Annotated in this window: 19 protein-coding genes; 10 read left to right on the forward strand and 9 right to left on the reverse strand. The window is 62.7% G+C overall.

Translation table 11 applies throughout. The features are described 5' to 3' along the window. Positions 1–171: 171 nt before the first annotated feature. Genes NKJ55_RS26920 through NKJ55_RS26935 form a run of 4 tightly spaced genes read right to left on the reverse strand, consistent with a single transcriptional unit; the run spans position 172 to position 2,440 of the window. Positions 172–1,572, reverse strand: coding sequence for an APC family permease (locus NKJ55_RS26920; RefSeq protein WP_292653875.1), 1,401 nt, complete (start codon positions 1,570–1,572; stop codon positions 172–174). Between the two features lie 15 nt (positions 1,573–1,587). Next, a complete protein-coding gene (locus tag NKJ55_RS26925; RefSeq protein WP_352452522.1) occupies positions 1,588–1,749 on the reverse strand; it encodes a hypothetical protein in 162 nt (53 codons plus the stop codon). A gap of 15 nt (positions 1,750–1,764) precedes the next feature. Beyond that, positions 1,765–2,142 carry a hypothetical protein gene (locus NKJ55_RS26930; protein ID WP_352452523.1) on the reverse strand — a complete coding sequence of 126 codons (378 nt, stop codon included), beginning with the start codon at positions 2,140–2,142 and terminating at the stop codon, positions 1,765–1,767. A gap of 10 nt (positions 2,143–2,152) precedes the next feature. Further along, complete coding sequence (locus NKJ55_RS26935) at positions 2,153–2,440, reverse strand: hypothetical protein (RefSeq protein ID WP_023673993.1); 288 nt, start codon at positions 2,438–2,440, stop codon at positions 2,153–2,155. A 286-nt stretch (positions 2,441–2,726) separates the two neighbouring features. Here NKJ55_RS26935 and NKJ55_RS26940 point away from each other — a divergent pair, with 286 nt between their 5' ends. The 4 genes from NKJ55_RS26940 to NKJ55_RS26955 are packed head-to-tail and all read left to right on the forward strand — an operon-like array spanning position 2,727 to position 6,483. Continuing rightward, a complete protein-coding gene (locus NKJ55_RS26940; protein ID WP_352452524.1) occupies positions 2,727–3,860 on the forward strand; it encodes an aminomethyl transferase family protein in 1,134 nt (377 codons plus the stop codon). Positions 3,861–3,874: 14 nt separating this feature from the next. Further along, a complete protein-coding gene (locus NKJ55_RS26945; RefSeq protein WP_352452525.1) occupies positions 3,875–4,471 on the forward strand; it encodes a dimethylamine monooxygenase subunit DmmA family protein in 597 nt (198 codons plus the stop codon). Beyond that, positions 4,468–5,433, forward strand: coding sequence for a PDR/VanB family oxidoreductase (locus tag NKJ55_RS26950; RefSeq protein ID WP_352452526.1), 966 nt, complete (start codon positions 4,468–4,470; stop codon positions 5,431–5,433). The genes NKJ55_RS26945 and NKJ55_RS26950 overlap by 4 nt, the downstream gene beginning before the upstream one ends. Before the next feature lie 9 nt (positions 5,434–5,442). Next, positions 5,443–6,483 carry a heme-dependent oxidative N-demethylase family protein gene (locus tag NKJ55_RS26955; RefSeq protein WP_352452527.1) on the forward strand — a complete coding sequence of 347 codons (1,041 nt, stop codon included), beginning with the start codon at positions 5,443–5,445 and terminating at the stop codon, positions 6,481–6,483. Between the two features lie 467 nt (positions 6,484–6,950). Here NKJ55_RS26955 and NKJ55_RS26960 read toward each other — a convergent pair whose 3' ends face one another. Next, positions 6,951–7,670, reverse strand: coding sequence for a helix-turn-helix domain-containing protein (locus NKJ55_RS26960; protein ID WP_352452528.1), 720 nt, complete (start codon positions 7,668–7,670; stop codon positions 6,951–6,953). Positions 7,671–7,929: 259 nt separating this feature from the next. On the opposite strand from NKJ55_RS26960, the gene NKJ55_RS26965 reads away from it, so the two are divergent. After that, positions 7,930–9,288: a trimethylamine monooxygenase gene (locus NKJ55_RS26965; RefSeq protein WP_352452529.1), complete on the forward strand. Its 1,359-nt coding sequence runs from the start codon at positions 7,930–7,932 to the stop codon at positions 9,286–9,288. Positions 9,289–9,314: 26 nt separating this feature from the next. Here NKJ55_RS26965 and NKJ55_RS26970 read toward each other — a convergent pair whose 3' ends face one another. Next, complete coding sequence (locus NKJ55_RS26970) at positions 9,315–10,652, reverse strand: aminotransferase-like domain-containing protein (protein WP_352452530.1); 1,338 nt, start codon at positions 10,650–10,652, stop codon at positions 9,315–9,317. 109 nt (positions 10,653–10,761) lie between these two features. Between NKJ55_RS26970 and NKJ55_RS26975 the strand changes: the two genes are divergently transcribed. The 5 genes from NKJ55_RS26975 to NKJ55_RS26995 all read left to right on the forward strand — a co-directional run bounded on the left by NKJ55_RS26975 (position 10,762) and on the right by NKJ55_RS26995 (position 15,555). Beyond that, positions 10,762–11,736, forward strand: a complete 975-nt coding sequence (locus NKJ55_RS26975; protein ID WP_352452531.1) for a substrate-binding domain-containing protein — start codon at positions 10,762–10,764, stop codon at positions 11,734–11,736. A gap of 72 nt (positions 11,737–11,808) precedes the next feature. Then, the gene (locus tag NKJ55_RS26980) at positions 11,809–12,639 is read left to right on the forward strand and encodes an ABC transporter substrate-binding protein (RefSeq protein WP_502904514.1); all 831 of its coding nucleotides are present in this window, start codon (positions 11,809–11,811) and stop codon (positions 12,637–12,639) included. 8 nt (positions 12,640–12,647) lie between these two features. Continuing rightward, positions 12,648–13,568 (forward strand): amino acid ABC transporter permease, encoded by a 921-nt coding sequence (locus tag NKJ55_RS26985; RefSeq protein WP_352452533.1) that lies wholly within the window; start codon positions 12,648–12,650, stop codon positions 13,566–13,568. Further along, complete coding sequence (locus NKJ55_RS26990; RefSeq protein ID WP_352452534.1) at positions 13,555–14,328, forward strand: amino acid ABC transporter ATP-binding protein; 774 nt, start codon at positions 13,555–13,557, stop codon at positions 14,326–14,328. Before NKJ55_RS26985 ends, NKJ55_RS26990 begins: the two co-directional genes overlap by 14 nt. Positions 14,329–14,373: 45 nt before the next feature. Further along, positions 14,374–15,555 (forward strand): M20 aminoacylase family protein, encoded by a 1,182-nt coding sequence (locus tag NKJ55_RS26995; protein WP_352452535.1) that lies wholly within the window; start codon positions 14,374–14,376, stop codon positions 15,553–15,555. Between the two features lie 122 nt (positions 15,556–15,677). Here the strand turns inward: NKJ55_RS26995 and NKJ55_RS27000 are convergent, their stop codons facing one another. The 3 genes from NKJ55_RS27000 to NKJ55_RS27010 form a co-directional block, all read right to left on the reverse strand. After that, positions 15,678–17,240 carry a hypothetical protein gene (locus tag NKJ55_RS27000; protein ID WP_352452536.1) on the reverse strand — a complete coding sequence of 521 codons (1,563 nt, stop codon included), beginning with the start codon at positions 17,238–17,240 and terminating at the stop codon, positions 15,678–15,680. 158 nt (positions 17,241–17,398) lie between these two features. Next, entirely contained in the window at positions 17,399–19,381 is a 1,983-nt protein-coding gene (locus tag NKJ55_RS27005) for an ABC transporter permease (protein ID WP_352452537.1), read from the reverse strand. Continuing rightward, positions 19,378–20,454, reverse strand: a complete 1,077-nt coding sequence (locus NKJ55_RS27010; protein ID WP_352452538.1) for a quaternary amine ABC transporter ATP-binding protein — start codon at positions 20,452–20,454, stop codon at positions 19,378–19,380. The genes NKJ55_RS27005 and NKJ55_RS27010 overlap by 4 nt, the downstream gene beginning before the upstream one ends. Positions 20,455–20,513: the final 59 nt, after the last annotated feature.

A 20,513-nucleotide genomic window follows, 5' to 3' on the forward strand; every position in this document is an offset into this window, starting at 1 on the left:
CCCCCGGGGGGGTATATGTGGGGCCCATCCCCCCCGCCGCACCCCCCCCCCGCGGGGTTTCGGGCGGAGCCCCCTTTTTGCCCGCCCCCATTGGGGGGGCAATGGGGGGGGGGGGCCAACTTTCCCATATGCGATTGCGCTGCGTTTTGGGGGGAGCCTCCTTTACTCCTGTCAGTAGCCCTGCGGTTTCGGCCACGGCATGGTGAACTGGGCACCACGGCGCACGAATTTGTAGCGGTAGAAGTGGAACCATAGCGAGATCAGGAAGTAGAAGGCGACCATGGCGATCAGCTGCGAGCCGAAGCCGAGGAAGATCGCAAAGAAGGTGACCACGCAAAGGCAGAACAAGACGATAGCCGGCAGCGGATGGAACGGATGGGTGTAGCCGCGGCGGATCGAGCCGAGCGGCCACTTTTTCCTGAACATGATGATGTTGATGCTCATGAAGGTGTATTGCAGCACGCCCGACAGGATCGAGAAGGTGATCGCCTGGTTGAGGTCGGCGATGAAGGCGAAGGCGAGCGCGATCGGCAGCAGAAACAGGATCGAGCGATAGGGCGTGCGGTATTTCGGATGCACCGCCGAGAACCAGGTCGGCAGATAGCGGTCGCGGCCGAGCGAAAACCAGGCGCGCGCGGCGTCGTTGATGCAGCCATTGGCGGAGGCGAGTGCGGCAAGCAGCGTCGCGATGAACAACAGGTTTTCCAGCAGCGCACTGCCGGTCAGTTTGCCCGCGTCCCACAGCGGATAATAGGTGATGCCGAGATATTCCCAGGGCATCAGCGAGGCGCAGACATACCAGGTCATGGCGGCGGCGATCAGAAGCGTGATCATGCCGGCCATCGTGCCGTAGGGCAGCGAGCGCGCCGGCGAGCGAACTTCCTCGGCGGCCTGGGTGGTGCCCTCGATGCCGAGATAATACCAGATGCCGAACTGGAAGGCGGCGATGACGCCGATCCAGCCATAGGGCAGGGCGTTGCCCGGGGTCACCAACTCGTTCAGCTTGAGCACGGCGCCTTGCGTCCACGGGCTGACCGAGAAGAACAGGATGACGATCGAGACATAGGCTATGGCGGTGATGACGAAATTGACGTTGAGCGTCATCAGCACGCCGCGATAGTTCAGCCATGCCAGCACGACGATGGTCGCGGCGATGAAGGAATTGTGGTTGAGGCCCTCGACGCCGGCCTTGGCGACGATGGTGTCGCCGAGCAGGATCGCGTCCGACACTTCGAGCATGGTGTAGGCAAAGACCAGGAACAGCGCGACGTTGAAGGCCATCAGCGGCCCGACAATGTGCTTGGCCTGCGCATATTGGCCGCCGGCGGCGGCAACCGTCGAGGTAACTTCGGAATCGATCATCGCGACCGAGGTGTAGAGCAGCCCGACGATCCAGCAGACGATCAGCGCCGCCAGCGCGCCGCCCTTGTCCGCCGCGAAATTCCAGCCGGTGAATTCGCCGACCAGAACGATGCCGACGCCGAGCGCCCAGACATGGGCGGGGCCGAGCACCCTGAGCAGTGAAACCCTGTCGCCTTGCACTTGCACCGCTGGTTCAGCCGTGATCGTCATCGTTCAATCCCCCACTCAGATCCGGTGTTTTTCGGACACGGCTTCAAGTTCGCCTTCCCTGGACGAGGTCAGCATCTCTTCGGCATAGGTCGTGTCGATCTTGAACCAGTCGTAGAGCATCCACAGCGCGAGCACGATCGAGATGCCCCAGCATGCGTAAGAGAGTGCCACCCACATGACGATGCTTCCTATCTATTTGTCGCCGAACTTTTCGTCGATGACGTCGCGGTATTCGCGGTCCGATGCGCGGAACAGAAAGATGAAATAGCCGATCAGCACTGCCGCCATGATGATCAGCGTCGGCCAGTCGATGATGTAGTGGAACCGGTTCTGGATGACGTCGTGCGCGGTTTCCGGCGTGTAGCCGAGCTTTTCCCAGATCGAGGCCATGGTCGGGTTTTGGCCGAGCGCTTCCCACGTCTTGGCGTCGAGCGCGTCGATGGATTTTGCCGCCCCTGCCAGCCCTAGTTTCAGCGGCAGCCACAGCGCGACGAAAATCGCGACCACGACGACGGCGATATCGAAAACCTGTCCGGCCTTGCTCTGTTCGGGCGGTGTATAGCGGGCCATGCGTCTCCCCTCAGGACTTGCGGTTGCGGTAGGCGTCGGCATTCTTGATGTCGAGGCCGTAGATGAAGTCCTTGTCTTCCTTGTAGTGGTTGACCATCGCCAGGATCGCGGCCGTGTTGAAGATCAGCACGGCGGCGGCGGCGACCGCGACGACGAGCTTGATGCCTGCGTCGGGGACGTATGGCCATGTCATGAACAGGACAAAGAGGATCGTCGCCCACAGGCAGACGATCAGGAGCATGGATCCACGCACGTCGGAACGGTACAACGCTTCCACGCGCTGTTGCAGGTCGGACATCGGCTTTCCCCTTTTTCAACGCCGGTCCGGATTGGCCGGTCATTGCCCTCTTTCAAGAGAGTGAAATTTTTTTCATAAAATCCAGCCGAATTCTGGAATTGTCAAGACGATTTTACGCGACGTTAACCGTTTGTTTGGGCCCGCCGGATTTGCCTGACAATGAAATTATTTGCTTACGGGTATTGCAGGCTCCCGGCGTTTGCGATCAATATTCAAGGCAACGCTCCCGCCTGTGTGCAGGGAGCAGGGGAAAGCAAAAACGTTTCTTTCGAACGGAGGACAGCGGATGACGGCATCCTGGAGATTTTCGACGCTTGCGGATCGCCATCGCGCGCTCGGCTCGAAGCTCGAGGACTGGAGCGGCATGGGCACCGCCTGGACCTACGACAAGGACGCCGACGAAGAGTATATCGCCATCCGCACCAAGGCCGGCCTGATGGATGTGTCCGGCTTGAAGAAGGTTCACATCACCGGGCCGCACGCCTCGCACCTGATCGATCTGGCGACGACGCGCGACGTCGAAAAGATCTATCCCGGCAAGTCGGCCTATGCCTGCATGCTCAACGAGGCCGGCAAGTTCACCGACGACTGCATCCTCTACCGCACCGGCCCGAATTCCTGGATGGTCGTGCATGGCTCGGGCACCGGCCATGAAGAGCTGCAGCGCGCTTGCGTCGGTCGCGACGTGTCGCTGCGCTTCGACGACAATCTGCACGACCTTTCGCTGCAGGGGCCGCTAGCCGTGGATTATCTGGCAAAGCATGTGCCCGGCATTCGCGACCTCAACTATTTCCACCACATGCAGACGCAGTTGTTCGGCTTTCCGGTGATGATCTCGCGCACCGGCTACACCGGCGAGCGCGGCTACGAGATCTTCTGCCGTGGCCAGGACGCCGGAACGATCTGGGACAGGATCCTCGACGAGGGCAAGAGCGCCGGCATCATCCCGTGCCGCTTCACCACGCTCGACATGCTGCGCGTCGAGAGCTACCTGCTGTTTTACCCCTACGACAATTCGCAGAAATACCCGTTTGAGAACGAAGGCCCCGGCGACACGCTGTGGGAGCTGGGTCTCGACTTCACCGTCAGCCCCGGCAAGACGGGCTTTCGCGGTGCCGAGGAGCACTACCGCCTCAAGGGCAAGGAGCGCTTCAAGATCTTCGGCGTGCTGCTCGAAGGCAAGGAGCCGGCCGACGAGGGCGCACCGGTCTATCGCGACGGCAAAAAGGTCGGCGTGGTGACCTGCGCAATGTATTCGCCGCTGGTCAAAAAATCGATGGGCATTGCCCGGCTCGACGTCAACTGCGCGGTACAGGGCACCAGGCTCGAGATCCGCAACAAGAGCGGCCCCATCAGCGCAACCGCCGAGCCGCTTCCTTTCGACGATCCGAAGAAGACCAAGCGCACGGCGAAAGGCTGAGGCATACTGCGGGTATGGCAGCGAAAAGCATCATCAGCCGGCCGGTCTATGGGACCCTGTCTCCGCAGCCCGGCAAGCATCATCTTTTCATAGCGGATGCAGAAGGAGCGCTGGCCATTGCCGATCTGGCCGCCAAGGCACCGGCGGATTTCTTCGGCGGCGCCCACATCATCTTCATTCCCGGCCGCGACGGCAAATACGCCGATGCGGTCGAAGCCCTGAAGCCGGCACAGTTCTACCTCGGTCATTCCTTTGCCAGCGCCCTGCCGCGGCTGAAGCAGATGCTGGCCAACGCCCATATGGGCCTCAGGCTCTATCTCGCCGGCACCGAGGGGCTGATCGGCCAGGCCATGCAGGCGGCGCTCGAAGCCGGCATCGACCACACCTCGGTTCAGACCGAGCATCGCGGCTCGCTGGCGCGCCGCATGCAGTGCGTCCATTGCAAGGGCATCACCGACAACGTGACGACGCAGCCGGCAACCTGTTCGCATTGCGGCCTCTTGCTTCTGGTGCGCGACCACTATTCGCGGCGCCTCGCCGCCTTCCAGGGCGTCTGCATCAACGCCGAGGACCGCAGCGAAATTCCTCCGATCGAGGAGGTCTTTCGATGAGCGCCGGCACAACTAAGCTCGATGTCGTCGTCAGCGATGTCGTCCCGGTCAACGAGCTGGTGACGCGCTTTCATTTCCGCCGGCGCGACGGCGAGCTTTTGCCGACCTTCTCCGGCGGCGCCCATGTCGTCGTCGAGATGCGCGATGGCGAACGCACCAGGCTCAATCCCTATTCGCTGATGGGCTCGCCGCTAGACACCCGCGAATACACCATCTCGGTGCGCCGCGACGACGCCGGCCGCGGCGGCTCGTTGTTCATGCACAGGCAGGTCAGGCCGGGCACGGAGATGGTGGTCAGCTATCCCGTCAACCTGTTCTCGCTCGATCTGCGCGCCAGGAAGCATCTGATGCTGGCCGGCGGCATCGGCATCACCCCGTTCATGGCGCAGACCGCGCAGCTGGCGGCGGAAGGCGGCAATTTCGAATTGCATTACACCTGCCGCACCGCCTCGCTCGGCACCTATGCCGACCTGCTGAGAGAGCGCTACGATCACCGGGTCAGGCTCTATCACGACGACCGCGACGAGCGCGTCGATCTCGACCGGCTGTTGTCATCGCAGCCGCTCGGCACGCATCTCTATGTCTGCGGCCCGTCGGGCATGATTGGCTGGGTGCGCGAGCGTGCCGCGGCGCTCGGCTGGCCTCCGGAGACCGTGCATTTCGAGCATTTCGCGGCGCCGCAGCCCGGCGCCCCCTTCGACGTGACGCTGGCGCTCAGCGGCAAGACCATCCGTGTCGACGAGCAGCAGAGCCTGCTCGAGGCGATCGAGGCGGCCGGCGTCGATCCGCCCTATCTCTGCCGCGGCGGCGTCTGCGGCCAGTGCGAGACCAACGTCATTTCGCATGACGGCAAATTCATCCACAACGACCACTGGCTGAGCGAGGAAGACCACCGTTCGGGCTGCAAGATCATGCCCTGCGTCTCGCGCTTCGAGGGCAGGTCGCTGGTGCTGGAAAGATAGGAGGCGAGCTTGGGCATCACCTTTCGCAAGGAAACGTTCCGCGACGACTTTACCTTCAGGAACAGCCCCGAGCACATCAGGCGGTTCCCGTTCCCGTTCCATGAAGACAGCTACATGTATGCCGTCAACATCGAGCCGCATGTCGTCGGGCCGAAGGGCAGCGTGCTGGAGAATTTGATCGACGTCGACGAGCACTATGTCGCCGAGATGCAGGACCGCGCTTTGGTGCTGGCCGAGGATCCGCTGCGCTGCCAGTCGCTGCCGCACATGACGCTGGCCGGCTGGGATCTGCTCGAGCTTTTGATGGAGCAGCAGGCGCTGGGCTATCCCGAGCATTTCACGCTGACGCGCGATGGCGACCGCTGGCGCTGGATCAACCGGCCGCTTGGCATCGACGACAGCTTCACCTTTGGCGATGTCTCGACGCTGCCCTATGGGCCGATGGAATACATCACCCGCCAGAGCCAGGGCGATTTCTGCATCCTCGACCAGCGCGACGGCAACCTGTGGATGGATGCCGGCATGGTCACCACCCAGGCCGACTGGTCGCTCGATTTCGACATCGGCATGAACTTCTTCGAATGGCACGCGCCGGTGCCGCTGGCGCATGAGAAGGGCATATTCGTCCGGGCGCTGAAATTCCTCACCAACATCCAGCAGGGCAAACCCGCACGCCGGCTGAACTGGACGATGACCATCAATCCGCGCCTCGATACCAGCCCGGAAAATTACCACAAATGGGGTCCGGACCGCGCCACGGTGACGCCGGAAAATGTCGGCGAAAAAGTGCATCTGCGCGTCGAGCTGCAGAGCTTCTGGCGGCTGCCGCGCTCGAATGCGATCGTCTTCCCGATCCGCTGCTACCTGATCAAGATGGACGAGCTGGTGACGCAGCCGAAATGGGCACGGCGCCTGCACCGCGTCATCCGCGACCTGCCAGACGAACTCGCCGCCTACAAAGGCCTGACGCGCTACCGCGCGACGCTGGTCGAATGGCTGTCGAAATTGGATGACGGCAGTGCGACCTCGCCGGGTTTTGGGCCGGATTGAGGTTCTGTTTGCGAGGTTCGCGCTGCCCGTCAAGCTGCCAATCTCCCCCCAAAAGGGGGAGATGCCCGGCGGGGCAGAGGGGGGCGCCGTAGAGCGCCGGCCTTTAGCCCCCTTGCGACCAATCGAGGACGAGCTTGCCCTGCAGTTCAACGTAGCAGCGCGTGGAGATTACGGCATGGATCCTAGGGTCTCCGCTACGTCGCTTCGCTCCTGCTCCGCCCTAGGATGACGAAGTGAGGGACGCTTCAGCTAACCTCGAAACTTGCGAATTGCCGTCGGCCACCAACCTCTAAGCCGCGATGCAACTGCCAATCTCCGACATCCGCGATTAGCCTTGGACCCCACGCCTTCGTCATCCTAGGGCGAAGCAGGAGCGAAGCGACGTAGCGGAGACCCTAGGATCCATGCCGTTACCGTGGCCGTGGAGTGCAGCGATCCAGGATTGCTTGTGCGCCCTCATCTCCGGCTCACCCCGCGCTCTGCGGGTAGCAGATGATCGACAGATAGCGCATCGGCAGAACGCTCAGCACTTCCGGTCCGTGCGGCGCGTCGGCGTCGAAGAACAGGCTGTCGCCGGGCTTCATCGGGTAAAGATTGCTGCCGTGCCGGTAAACCACCTCGCCCTCGAGCATATAGAGGAATTCCATGCCCTCGTGCTGGAAGGTCGGGAACACGTCGGAATCCTCGGTCAGCGTGATCAGATAGGGTTCCACGACGACGCCGCTGGTGTTGGAGCCGATATGGCCGAGCAGATTGTACTGGTGGCCGGCGCGCGTGCCGCGGCGTTCGACGTCGAGGCCTTCGCCGGCCTTGACGAAGACGGCACTGCGCTCTTCCTCGAAGCGGCGGAAGAAGGCGGTGACGGGAACGCCGAGCGCCCGTGACAGCGCCTGCAACGTGGTCAGCGATGGCGAGGTGATGCCGTTCTCGATCTTCGACAGCATGCCAAGCGAAATGTCGGTGGCGGCAGCCAGATCGGCCACCGTAATGCCGAGCTTCTTGCGGAAGGCCCGCACCTCGCGGCCGATGGCGACCTCCAGGACCTTTTCGCGGGTGTCGCGAATGGCGTGCGGGTTCTGGGTGAGCGGCGCGCGTATCTTGCGCGGATCGATTGCAGCGACCGACGGCTTGGCTTTGGCGGCGACGACGGCCGCAGCGGGCTTTAGACTGGATGCTTTTTTCGCCATGTTGCCACCCCGGACCTTGCCGATTCATTTCACTCACGGTGAACATATTCGGTGCCGATACAGAAGCGCAACTGCCACGGCAAGCCACCCGTGTCGAATTGCGCAATGTCCGGATTTCGCCCGAGCTACTGCGTCGCTTGGAAATCCAGCTGGGCGAAACGCGGTTTCGCGACAAGCCCTGTTGACAGCATCGAAGGGGCAATTACTGTCCTGTCAGTGAAATTTGTTTCGTTAGGGAAATGAGATCGGGAGGCCCGCAATGAAAGATCGTGTTGCCGTCATCGGAGCCGGGCCGTCCGGCATGGCCCAGCTCAGGGCCTTCAAGTCGGCCGCCGACAAGGGCGCCGATATTCCCGAAATCGTCTGCTTCGAAAAGCAGTCCGACTGGGGCGGCCTGTGGAACTACACCTGGCGCACCGGCCTCGACGAGCACGGCGACCCGGTGCACGGCTCGATGTACCGCTATCTCTGGTCGAACGGCCCGAAGGAATGTCTCGAATTCGCCGACTACACCTTCGAGGAGCATTTCGGCCGGCCGATCGGCTCCTATCCGCCGCGCGCCGTGCTGTGGGACTACATCAAGGGCCGCGTCGAAAAATCCGGCGTGCGCCAATGGGTGCGCTTCAACAGCCCGGTGCGCATGGTCACCTTTTCCGAAACGACAAAAAAATTCACGGTCACCGCGCATGACCGCACCAGCGACGTCACCTACTCGGAAGAGTTCGACAATGTCGTCGTCGCCTCGGGCCATTTCTCCGTGCCCAACGTTCCCTATTTCGAGGGCTTTTCGACCTTCAACGGCCGTATCCTGCACAGCCACGATTTCCGCGACGCCATGGAATTCAAGGGCAAGGACATTTTGATAATCGGCCGCTCCTATTCAGCCGAGGACATCGGCTCGCAATGCTACAAATACGGCGCCAGATCCATCACCTCCAGCTATCGCTCGAAGCCGATGGGCTTCAAATGGCCGGAGAACTGGAAGGAAGTGCCGCTGCTGCAGAAGGTCGTCGGCAAGACCGCGCATTTCAAGGACGGCAGCACCAAAGACGTCGACGCTATCATCCTGTGCACCGGCTATCTCCACTCCTTCCCGTTCCTCACCGAGGATTTGAAGCTGAAGACCGCCAACCGTATGTGGCCGGACGGGCTCTACGAGGGCGTCGTCTGGGAGAAAAACCCGAAGCTGTCCTATATCGGCATGCAGGACCAGTTCTATACCTTCAACATGTTCGACGCGCAGGCCTGGTTCGCCCGCGACGTCATCATGGGCCGCATCAAGCTGCCCTCGGCCGAAGCGATGGCCGAGCACGGCCGGAAATGGCGGGCACGTGAAGAAACACTTGAAGACGCCGAGCAGATGATCTGGTTCCAGGGCGACTACACCAGGGAGCTGATGGAGCAGAGCGACTATCCCGGCTTCGATGTCGAGGCCGTCAATCAGACCTTCATGGAATGGGAGCACCATAAGGCGCAAGACATTATGGGCTTCCGCGACCATGCCTATCGCTCGCTGATGACCGGCACGATGGCGCCGTTGCACCACACGCCCTGGCTGCAGGCGATGGACGATTCAATGGAGAGCTATCTCGAAGTGAAGGGCGTCGCGGCGGAGTAGGCAGTCCGAACGGCGATTGACTTGCGTCAGACAATTTCCCGCGCCGGGTCGGCTGCCAGCGCCAGGGAATTTGCGACGTGCTCGAGGTGCTCCTCGCTCAGGATGCTCGTCGCGACGCGCACGGCGCTGGTCTTTCCGGTCGAAAACTTCGCCCCGGCATGGACCGCGATACCATGTGCAGCCAGCGTGACCATCGCGTAAGGTTCCGAGGCAACGGGAATGAGGACGCTGAGCCCATGTCCGGCGTCGATCGCGACGTTGCGTTTCGCCAGTTCGCCAGCGAGCCGTTCGCGACGGCCGCGGTATACCTCCTTCGCCTGCTCCACCAGGGCGGCCGTGGCCGGGTCTTGCAGCAGCCAGGCGGTGGCTGCCTGCAGGATGCGGCTGGTCCATCCCGAGCTGAAGCTGCGGTAGGACTGGATCTGCTCGACGATCGTCGCCGATCCGGACAGCACGGCGAGCCGCAGATCCGGGCCATGGGTCTTGGAATAGGACAGGATATGGACGACGCGATCGGGAAAACGCCGGCCAAGCGAAATGCGCGGCGCCGAGGCAATATCGCCGACGCCGTCATCTTCGACAATCAGCACGTCGGTGCCGGCGAGCAGGTCGCCGATGACTTCCAGCCGCGCCGACGACATGCAGGCGCCGGTAACCGAATGGACGCGCGGCTGGAACAGGAACGCGACGGGCCGCTGCCGCAGAGCGTTGGCAAGTGCATCCGGCAAGGGACCGTCGCTGTCGCAATCCACGGGGATGATCGGCACGTCGAGATCCTCGAGGATGTCGAGCAGGCGAAGCGCCGTCGGGTTCTCGATGGCCACCGGCGCCCCCGGCGGGACCAGCGCATGCAGCAAGGTGTAGATGGCGTTGTAACCGCCATTGGTGGCCAGGAACGCGCCGGGATCGTACGGCCATGACGGGCGCACTGCGGCCTCCAGCTCGGGCAGGATGCGCACCCGCTCGTAGCTGTTGAGCTTTTCGGCGCGCGCACCATGCGCCAGCGCGATGTTGAGCGGCGGCAAGAGCCTCACATCGGGCTCCGCGATCGCCAGATTCAGAACATCCTGTCCGTAATTGCCGCCGCTCATGTGGCGCTCGGGCCGGGCGGCAAAGCGGTTGCCCATGATCCAGGTGCCGTTGCGTCCGCGGCCGCCGATGATCTTGTAGCGCCGCAACTCGCTCCACGCCTGCGAGACCGTCGCCGGGCTGACGCCAAGCACATAGGCCAGATCGCGCACCGGCGGAAGCTTTGCGCCGACAGGCAGTGCGCCGCTTCTGATCAGCGCACTGGTCTCGCGCGCGATGCCGCGCATCGTGCGGTCGCCAAGGCGATCAGCGAACCATCCTGCATCGAAATCCATCGGCACCCGCGACCATTAAAGCTAATGTTCAATAACATAATAACATTTGATCGGCCAAAAATAAACATTTACCAATCGCCGGTCAAACATAGCGTTGAAGTTCATGCCGATGCCCGTTTCCATCACTGTAGCCACCCGCGATTGGGACTATCTCACCCCTTTGGTGCTGGGTGACGTTACTTCGAGCCGCTTGTCGGTGAAGGTTGATCGTGTCGCTACGCTGATCGCGGATATCGGTACCGATCCGAACTACGATGCGGCGGAGGTCTCATTCAGCCGTTATGTGTCGGCCATGGCTTCGGGCGTCGATACGGTGGTTGGATTACCGTGCTTCATCATGCGCGGCTTTCGCCATCGCTGCATCATAACGGTCGAGACCAGCCCGCTGGAACGGCTTTCCGACCTTGCCGGCAAACGCATCGGCGTGACCGGCTGGCGCGATTCCGGTAACACATGGACGCGCGCGGCGCTTCGCCGGGAAGGCGTCGGCGTCGAGGATGCCTATTGGTTCGCCGGCAGGCTGACATCGGGGCACCCGATCGCCGACCGCCTCGACGGATTCGGCAGGCCGGGGCGCATCGAAGCAGCACCAGGCGAGCGCCCGATGATGGAGCTGCTGTCGCAAGGCGAGCTCGACGCCGTTTTCACGCCCTTCATGCCGGACGGCTTTTTCGGCCCGGCTTCCGGCTTCCGGCAAGTGCTGCGCGATTTTCGCGCGGCCGAACGCGCCTATTTCGCCGACGTCGGTTATGTCCCGGGCATGCATCTGGTCGCCGTCAAGGCCGCCTTGGTCAGGGAGCACCCCTGGCTGCCGCAGGAACTCGCCAGGCTGATCGACGAAAGCCAGCGCGTCTGGACGGGCAAGCGCCGAAAATATGCCGATACCTCGCCCTGGATCCTCGAGGAGCTGCTCCACACGGGACGCGACCTGCCTGCCTCCTGGAACGCCAGCGGCCTGCCCGCCAACCAGCGCATGATCGAGGATTTCGTCACCGAGCTCCATGCCCAGGGCATTCTGGCGGAACCGATTTCCGCCGAAGCCTTGTTTCCTTTCGAGGCCAGATCGCGGGCCACCGCAGCCTGACAACGCACAACGAAGAACACGAAGGAGAATGCCATGAGGACAATCAGCTTCATACTCGCCTCGCTCGTCACCATGCTGGCGCAGGCCAGCTTTGCCCAGGATATCCAGAAGCAATCGGTGAACGAGGATTTGCGGGCCCGGCTGCCGGAAGAGATCCGCATGGCGGGAAAGATCACCGCCGTCAACAACGGCTCGTTCCCGCCCTATGAGATCGTCACCGGCACCGAACTGTCAGGGGCGACCAAGGACATTTCGGACGCCATCGGCCAGTTGCTCGGCATCGAGGTCGATCATGCCTCCGTCGCCGGCCTGCCGGCTTTGCTGAGCGGCATCAATGCCGGCCGTTATCAGTTCGCGATGGGGCCTGTCGGCGACTATCCCGACCGGCAGAAATCCAACGACTTCATCGATTGGGTGCGCGAATACGTCGTCTTCGCCGTCGAGAAGGGCAACCCGCAAGGCATCACCTCGCTCGACACCGCGTGCGGCAAGCGCATCGCCGTCATGTCGGGTGGCTCGGCCGAAAAGGTCATCAAGCAGCAGGCGCAGAAATGCACCGAGGGGGGCAAGCCGGCCGTCGAGGTGCAATCCTTCACCGACCAGCCGAGCTCGATACTGGCCGTCCGGTCGAAACGCTCCGACGCATTCTTCTCCTCGCAGGCGCCGCTGACCTATTTCGTCGAGCAGGCGAAGGGCCAGCTGGAACTCGCCGGGGTCGGCCAGGCCAACGGCTTCAAGGACATCTATCAAGGCGCCGTCGTCAAGAAGGGCTCGCCGCTGGGCGGCGTGCTGCTCGACGCGTTCAAGATCCTGATGAAGAACGGCACCTACGCCGCGGTCATGAAGAAGTGGGGTCTCGAGAAGAACATGATCGATGCGCCAGGCATCAACCAGGGCCAGTAGAGGCTGCCATGACCGACGCCACCGCTGCCTACGCGGCCGGGCTGCCGCGACATCCCGACGACGCGCTGCGCGACGTCAAACGAGCCCACCGGCCGTTTCCGCTCGTCCGGCTGGCGCTCTGGGCGTTCACCGTCGCCGTGGCAGCCGGCTTCGCCTATATCGTCGCGGTCAACCCGAATTTCGGCTGGCCGGTGGTCGCCCAGTATTTCTTCGATCCGACGGTCATGCAGGGGCTTTCCGTAACGCTCGGCCTGACGGTCGTGGCGATGATCCTGGGTATCGTGCTCGGCCTGCTGCTCGCCATCGCGCGCATGTCGAACGACAGGCTGGCATCCCTTCTCTCCGGCCTGTTCATCTGGTTCTTCCGGGGAACGCCGCTGCTGGTGCAACTGATCCTGTGGTACAACCTTTCGACGCTGTTTCCGCGCATTTCCATCGGCTTCGCCAGTTGGAACACCAACGACCTGATCACGCCTTTGACGGCCGCCGTTCTTGGTCTGGCGCTGAACGAGGCCGCCTACATGGCCGAGATCATCCGTGGCGGGCTGCTGTCGGTGGACAAGGGACAGGCCGAAACGGCTGAAGCCTTCGGCATGACCCGCGCGCGGGCCTTGCGGCGCATCATCATCCCGCAGGCGATGCGGTCGATCGTGCCGCCGACCGGCAATCAGCTGATCAGCATGATCAAGGCGACGTCGCTTGTCAGCGTCATCGCCATGGCCGACCTGCTCTACTCGGTGCAGTCGATCTACAACCGCACCTTCGAAATCATTCCGCTGCTGATGGTTGCAGTGCTGTGGTACCTGCTGATCACCTCGGTCCTCAATGTCGCGCAAGGCGCGATCGAACGCCACTACAGCCGCGGCGACCGCGGCGCGCGCGAGAAGACGGCGACCGCCACCCTGGAGGCCGCCAATGAGCGCGCATGACACGCCCCTGGTCCGGGCGCGCAACGTTCACAAGGCCTTCGGCCCGCTCAAGGTGCTGAAGGGCATTGATCTGGACGTCGCACCTGGCGAGGTGGTGGTCATTCTCGGACCGTCCGGCTCCGGAAAGTCGACCTTCCTGCGATGCATCAATCATCTCGAGGCGATCGACCAGGGGTCGATCGAGGTGGACGGCGAGCAGATCGGTTACCGGTTGCACGACGGCCGCCTCGACAAGCTTTCCGACCGCGCGATCGCCGCGCAGCGGCGCAAGATCGGCATGGTGTTCCAGCAGTTCAATCTCTATCCGCACATGACGACCCTGCAGAACGTCATCGAGGCTCCGGTCGGCGTTCACCGGGAGAACCGCAAGGAGGCGATCGGCTACGCCCGCGAACTGCTGACCCGTGTCGGTCTTGCCGACAAGATCGACGCCTATCCGCGCCAGCTTTCAGGCGGCCAGCAGCAGCGCGTCGCCATCGCCCGTGCGCTCGCCATCCGCCCGAAATTGATGCTCTTCGACGAGCCGACGTCGGCGCTCGATCCGGAGCTGGTCGGCGAGGTGCTCGCCACCATGCGCGATCTCGCCAGGCAGGGCTTGACCATGATCGTGGTCACGCATGAGATCGGCTTCGCCCGCGAAGCGGCGGATCGGGTGGTGTTCATGGACGACGGTAATGTGATCGAGGCCGGGCCTCCGGACGAGGTTCTCGCTAAACCCAGGCACCCGCGCACGCGGGCTTTCTTAAGCCGTTTCATCTAAAAGCAAAGCCGGCGCGGCACCTGCTCGGCCGGCAAAGGACCTCCCATGCCAAAGACCTCCAACCAGTTCGCCGACATTTCCGACTTCGCCGACAAGGCCGCCGAGCTTGCAGCGGCCCGCCAGCACCTGCACGCGCATCCCGAGCTTTCATTCCAGGAGCACGAAACGGCTGCATACGTTGCCGAACGGCTCGAAAGCTGGGGCTATGAGGTGACGCGCAATGTCGGCGGGCTCGGGGTCGTCGGCCGCCTGCGCCAGGGCAGCGGCCGCAGCATCGCCATCCGTGCCGACATGGACGCCCTGCCGATCACCGAAGCTACCAATCTCCCTTATGCCAGCCAGGCCAGCGGCAAGATGCACGCCTGCGGTCATGACGGCCACACCACGATGCTGCTCGGCGCCGCCGAATACTTGGCACGCACACGGCATTTCAACGGTACGGTGAACCTTATCTTCCAGCCGGCCGAGGAAGCCGGCAAGGGAAGCGGGGCGCAGGCGATGATCGCCGACGGCCTGTTCGAGCGCTTTCCCTGCGATGCGATATTCGGGCTGCACAACCACCCGGGCGCGCCGACGGGTTCGTTCCTGATGCGCGCCGGGCCGCTGATGGCGGCGAGCGATACCGTCACCATCAGGATCGCCGGGCGTGGCGGCCACGCCTCGCGTCCGCACCTGACGGTCGACCCGATCGTCGCTGCCGCCAACATCGTCATGACCCTGCAGACGGTTGTGTCGCGCAACGTCAACCCGATCGAGACGGCTGTCGTCACCGTCGGCACGATTCACGGAGGCACGGCCTCCAACGTCATCCCGGAACACGCCGAAATCACGCTGAGCGTCCGCTCCTTCTCGGCCGAGATCCGCGACACGCTCGAGCAGCGTATTCGCAATATCGCAGCACTTGTGGCGCAGGCGCATGGCGCAACGGTCGAGATCGATTACCAGCGCGGCTACCCGGTGGTGGTCAATTCCGAGCGCGAGACGTCCTTTGCGACAGACATCGCTGTCGAACTCGTCGGTCAGGACAAGGTGTCCGTCTGCCCGTTGATCCCCGGCAGCGAAGATTTTTCTTATTTCCTCGAACACAAACCCGGTTGCTTCCTGCGCCTCGGAAACGGCGAGGATTCAGCCATCCTGCACAGCTCGAAATATGATTTCAACGACGGCAATCTGACCGTCGGCGCAGCGCTCTGGGCTCGTTTGACCGAGAGATTCCTGGCCGCTTGATCCATACTTGCGGCTGGGATTGTCGATCGGCCGGGCGAGCATTATTGGGGCGACCGGCCGCGCGACGATGCTCAACGAATTCTCAGGCATTCCCCTCTTCGAATGCGATAAGAGCTTCGCTTTCAGACAAACAAAAAGTCACTCGTCGTCAGCGGGCTTGTAAAGTTTGCGAGAGTAACTTGATCGACTCCTGCGGTAATGATGGTGTCGGTTCCACTTTGCGCAATTGTGAGATCATCGAACGATTGCACGCCCTCCAGGCCACTAAATACAATGGTGTCGCCTTGGGTCTGGCTGAAGTCGTAGATGGTGTTTTGGGTTCCGACCGTCATTGAACCATCGTCCTTGAATATGAATTGATCTCTGCCGCCCTGAGCCAGTTCGCTCAGTTGCCCGTCACCCCACATGTCGTTGATGACGGTGCAGCCGGGTGCCGCGCTCCCGGCATACAGGGTATCGTTTCCGCCCAGAGCCGAACCGGACATTTGTAGAGCGTCGCCGCACAGGAAGTTGCGGACCTGGCCGCTTTCGCTGTTGTGGCCCCCGGTAAGAATGTCGTTGCCGCCCCTGGCGGAACCGGACATAGCGAGGGCGTCGCCGTACAACTCGCTTAGAACATCCGGACCGGAGTTCCTGTCGCCACCAGTCAGGGAATCATTGCCGCCCACAGCGCTGCCGAGCATCGTGACCGCATCGCCATACCCTAAATTATGAGTGCCTTGCAGCACGGCCGTGTCGTCGCCACCGCGAGAGTGGTCGGACATGTTGGCGCCCGCGTCACCGTAGAAACTTATCTGGGACCCACCAGCGCTCGTGAAGTTGTCGTTGCCGCCCTCGGCGAAACCGGAAAGATCACCGCCCGCATCGCCATAGAGAGTTTTGCTCAGAAGCGCCCCACCCGTGTCCGTGTAATGGTCGTCGCCGCCCTGAGCGTGGTCATACATGTTGCCGCCGGCATCGCCGAAGAAAGTGTTGGTGGAAAAGAAGCTGCTCGTGAAGGTGTCGTTGCCACCCTTGCTGTGGCCTGACATATCGCCGCCGGCATCGCCGTAGAAAGTGTTGAGCGAGTCGGTCCGGCTCGTATAGCTGTCGTCGCCGCCCTGGACATTGCCGGACATGTTGCTGCCGGAGTCACCGAAGAAGGTGTTCGTGGCCTGCCTGGAGCCCTGGAAGGTGTCGTTGCCGCCCTTGCTGTGATCCGACATTTCGCCGCCCGCATCACCGTAGAAGGTGTGGGTAGCTCCTTGCACAGTGCTGGTCAGGAAAGTGTCATCCCCGCCACGGGCATAGCCGAACATCTTGCCGCCGGCGTCACCATAGAAGGTATCGACTACCTGCCTTGCCACTCCACTGGTGAAGGTATCGTTGCCGCCCCTGCTATGGTCCGACATATCGTCGCCCGCGTCACCAAAGGCAGTGGTGGTGGAGGATGACAGCCCCGTGGTGAAGGTATCGTCACCGCCCCGAGCAAAATTGAACAAGCTCCGAGCCGCGTCGCCGTAGAAGGTGTAGGTCGACGGTGCGGTTTCCGTAAAGGTGTCGTTGCCGCCTCTTGAGAAATCGAGCAGGCTGCCGCCAGCGTCGCCGGTCAAGATATTCGTATTCGGATCGCCTGTGAGGGCGTCATCGATACCCCGCTGATGATCTGCTAGATCACCGGTAGTAAAGGGAACGCGTTTAGACATTATCCGCTCTCCTGTTGAGCCTACCCGTCCCATCACAGCCGTACGATGTGAGGCAAGAACGAGCAATAATCCCGAATGGCTATGTCTTTAGGTGTAGGGATCGGTGCCTCGTTAACGGCGCGCTTGGCGGCAGTTTCCTGAGGCCGTCCTATTCCGGACTATCCCAGCCTTGCCCGAGCCTTCGCCGTCCAGGCGTTGAACAGCCGGTCTGCGACGATGCCGATGAAGGCGATGGCCAGGCCGGCGACGATGCCGCGGCCGGAATCGGCCTTGGATAGGGCGATGAACACCTCCTGGCCGAGATCGCGCGTGCCGACCATGGCGCAGATGATGATCATCGCCAGTGCCATCAGGATGGTCTGGTTGACGCCGAGCATGATCTCGGGCAACGCCAGCGGCAGCTGCACGCGAAAGAAGGTCTGGCGCCTGGTGCAGCCGGAAACCTTCGCCGCCTCGATCAGCGCCGGCGGCACCTGTCGAATGCCGTGATTGGTATAGCGGATGGCCGGCACCACGGCGAACGCGACGGTGGCGATCATCGCGGTGACGTCGCCGACCCTGAACAGCATGACCACCGGAATGATGAAGCAGAACGACGGCAGCACCTGCAGCGTGTCGATGACCGGCGTGACGATCTTTTCGAAGCGGTCGCTGCGCGATGCCATCAGCCCGATCGGGATGCCGATCAGGCAGGCGACAAAGGCCGAGATGCCGCACAAATAGACCGTCGCCATGGTCTTTTCCCAAAGTCCGGTGACGGCGCAGAACGCTGTCAAAGCCGCGACCAGGGCGGCGAGGCGCAAGCCGCCGAGCTGGTAGCCGGCAAGGCCGAGGAGACACACCGCGCCCAGCCACGGAAAGCCCTCGCAGAAGGCGCGCACCGGGTTCAGCACATTGAGGATAAGCGCCACGCGGAACGCTTCGATCGTGTCGAAGAAGTTGATGGTGATCCAGTTCACCGCCGCCTTCCACAAAGGCGCGGTGGTCAAGGTGATCGCTTTCGGCACCGCGGCAAAGGCCGGCACGAACAGGCCGAGCAGCGTGGTGGCGGCGAGAATGGCGACGGCCAGCGTCAGATTGGGATAGCGTCGCCAGAAACTGGTGCTGGCCTGATGGCGGACATTGCCCTTGGCGTGATTGTGCGCGATCGCCTGGCTCAGCCGGTCGAGTGCAATTGCCAGCGCGACAATGGCGAGGCCAGCTTCCATGGCCTCGCCGACCTTGAGCGCGCGCAACGCCAAAAGCACGTCATAGCCGAGCCCACCGGCGCCGATCATCGAGGCGATGATCACCATATTGAGCGCCAGCATGATGACCTGGTTGACGCCGACCATCAATGTCGGCCGCGCCGACGGCAACAGCACCCGCCACAGTTTCTGCCGTGCCGTGCAGCCGGCCATCTCGCTGAAATCGTCGATCTCCGACGGCACCCGCGACAGGCCGAGCATCGTCGCCCGCACCATTGGCGGCGTCGCGAAAATTGCCGTCGCGATCATTGCCGAGACCGGGCTGTTGCCGAACAGAAGCAGCATCGGGATCAGATAGGCGAAGGTCGGGATCGTCTGCATCAGATCGAGGGCAGGGGAGATCAACAACCTCTCCGCCCAAGGCTTGCGCCATGCCCAGATGCCGGCGAACAGCCCGGTGACAATGCAAAACGGCACGGCGATCGAGATCAAGCCCAGCGTCAGCATGGCGCTGGTCCACTGCCCGAACAGCGCGATGTAGAGAAAACAGCCGCCGGCCAGCGCACCCAGCTTCCAGCCGCCGGCGGCGCGCCCGGCAAGATAGGCGGTAGCGCAGACGCCGACCCAGGACAGGCGCGGCAAGACGATCATATCCGCGCCATGGCCGATCTTGAAATTCTTGGCCAGAAGAGCGAGCGCGAAATCGAGCGGCACGCCGAGCACCGCGGTGATCGAGCGGGTCAGCCAGGAGAAGTTCGACTTCACCCAGTTCATCAGCGCACCGACCCAGTCTGCGACGGGAACGATCGCGCCGGCCGGGTAATTGACCGCCCAGGGCAGGCTTTCCTGCAGCAGGAAGACAATAAGCACGGCGGCGAGCGCGCAGGCCCAGATCGCCAGCCAGGTTTGAACCGGTCGGGGCCTCGCTGCGCTGGCGCTTGCCGTGACCGTCATGCGCCGGCCCCACGACGTTCTATGCCGGCGAGAAGATCGATCACCGCCTGCGGCGTGACTTCGCCGATCGGCTTGCCGGTGCCGTTGACCACCGCGAAGGGCTTGCCGGCAGAGACGATATCAGCCGAAAAACTTGATATCTTGGCATCCGGCGCGACCGTGCCGCCGTACTCGGCGCCGTCGCAGGCGCGCATCAGGCTGCGCGCCGAGATCACCTTGGCGCGGTCGACGTCGCGGGTGAATTCGGCGACATAGTCGGTCGCCGGGTTGACCACCAGCTCTTCCGGCGTGCCGATTTGGATCACCTCGCCGTCCTTCATGATGGCGATCCGGTCGGCCAGCCGGATGGCCTCGTCGAAATCATGGGTGATGAAGACGATGGTCTTGTGCAGCATGGTCTGCAGCCGCATCAGCTCGTCCTGCATCTCACGGCGGATCAGCGGATCGAGGGCCGAGAACGGCTCGTCGAGGAACCAGATTTCCGGCTTCGTGGCGAGGCTGCGGGCGATGCCGACACGCTGCTGCTGGCCGCCGGAAAGCTCGCGCGGATAGAAATGCTCGCGACCGCGCAAGCCGACCAGCTCGATCACTTCCCGCGCGCGCGCCTCGCGCGTCGGCCGGTCCTGCCCCTGGATGCCGAGGGGGAAGGCAATGTTCTCCAGTACGTTGAGATGCGGCAGCAAGGCAAAATTCTGGAACACCATGCCCATGCGGTGGCGTCGCAGCTCGATCAGCGCGGCATCGGAAATCTTGAGCAGGTCCTTGCCTTCAAACTCGACCTTGCCGTGGGTCGGCTCGATCAGCCGCGACATGCAGCGCACCAGCGTCGATTTGCCGGACCCCGAAAGTCCCATGATGATGAAGATCTCGCCTTGGCGGATTTCGAGATCGACGGCGCGCACCGCGCCAACCAGTCCGGCAGCGGCGATGTCCGCCAGGCTGGCCTTGCCGTCGCGCCGGCGGATGAAATTGGCCGCGTCCGCCCCGAACAGCTTCCAGACATTGTGACAGGCAAGCTTTGTCGGGCGGGCATCGTTGCCCGCTTTCGCCGCCTGTTCAATCGTATCGGTCATGCGATCGTCCTTCTGGAACACGGGATCGAGACCCGACCACGGATGGCCGGGTCGTCGGA

The sequence above is a fragment of the Mesorhizobium sp. M0106 genome, from assembly GCF_040322715.1.
In the GTDB taxonomy this organism is placed as follows: domain Bacteria; phylum Pseudomonadota; class Alphaproteobacteria; order Rhizobiales; family Rhizobiaceae; genus Mesorhizobium.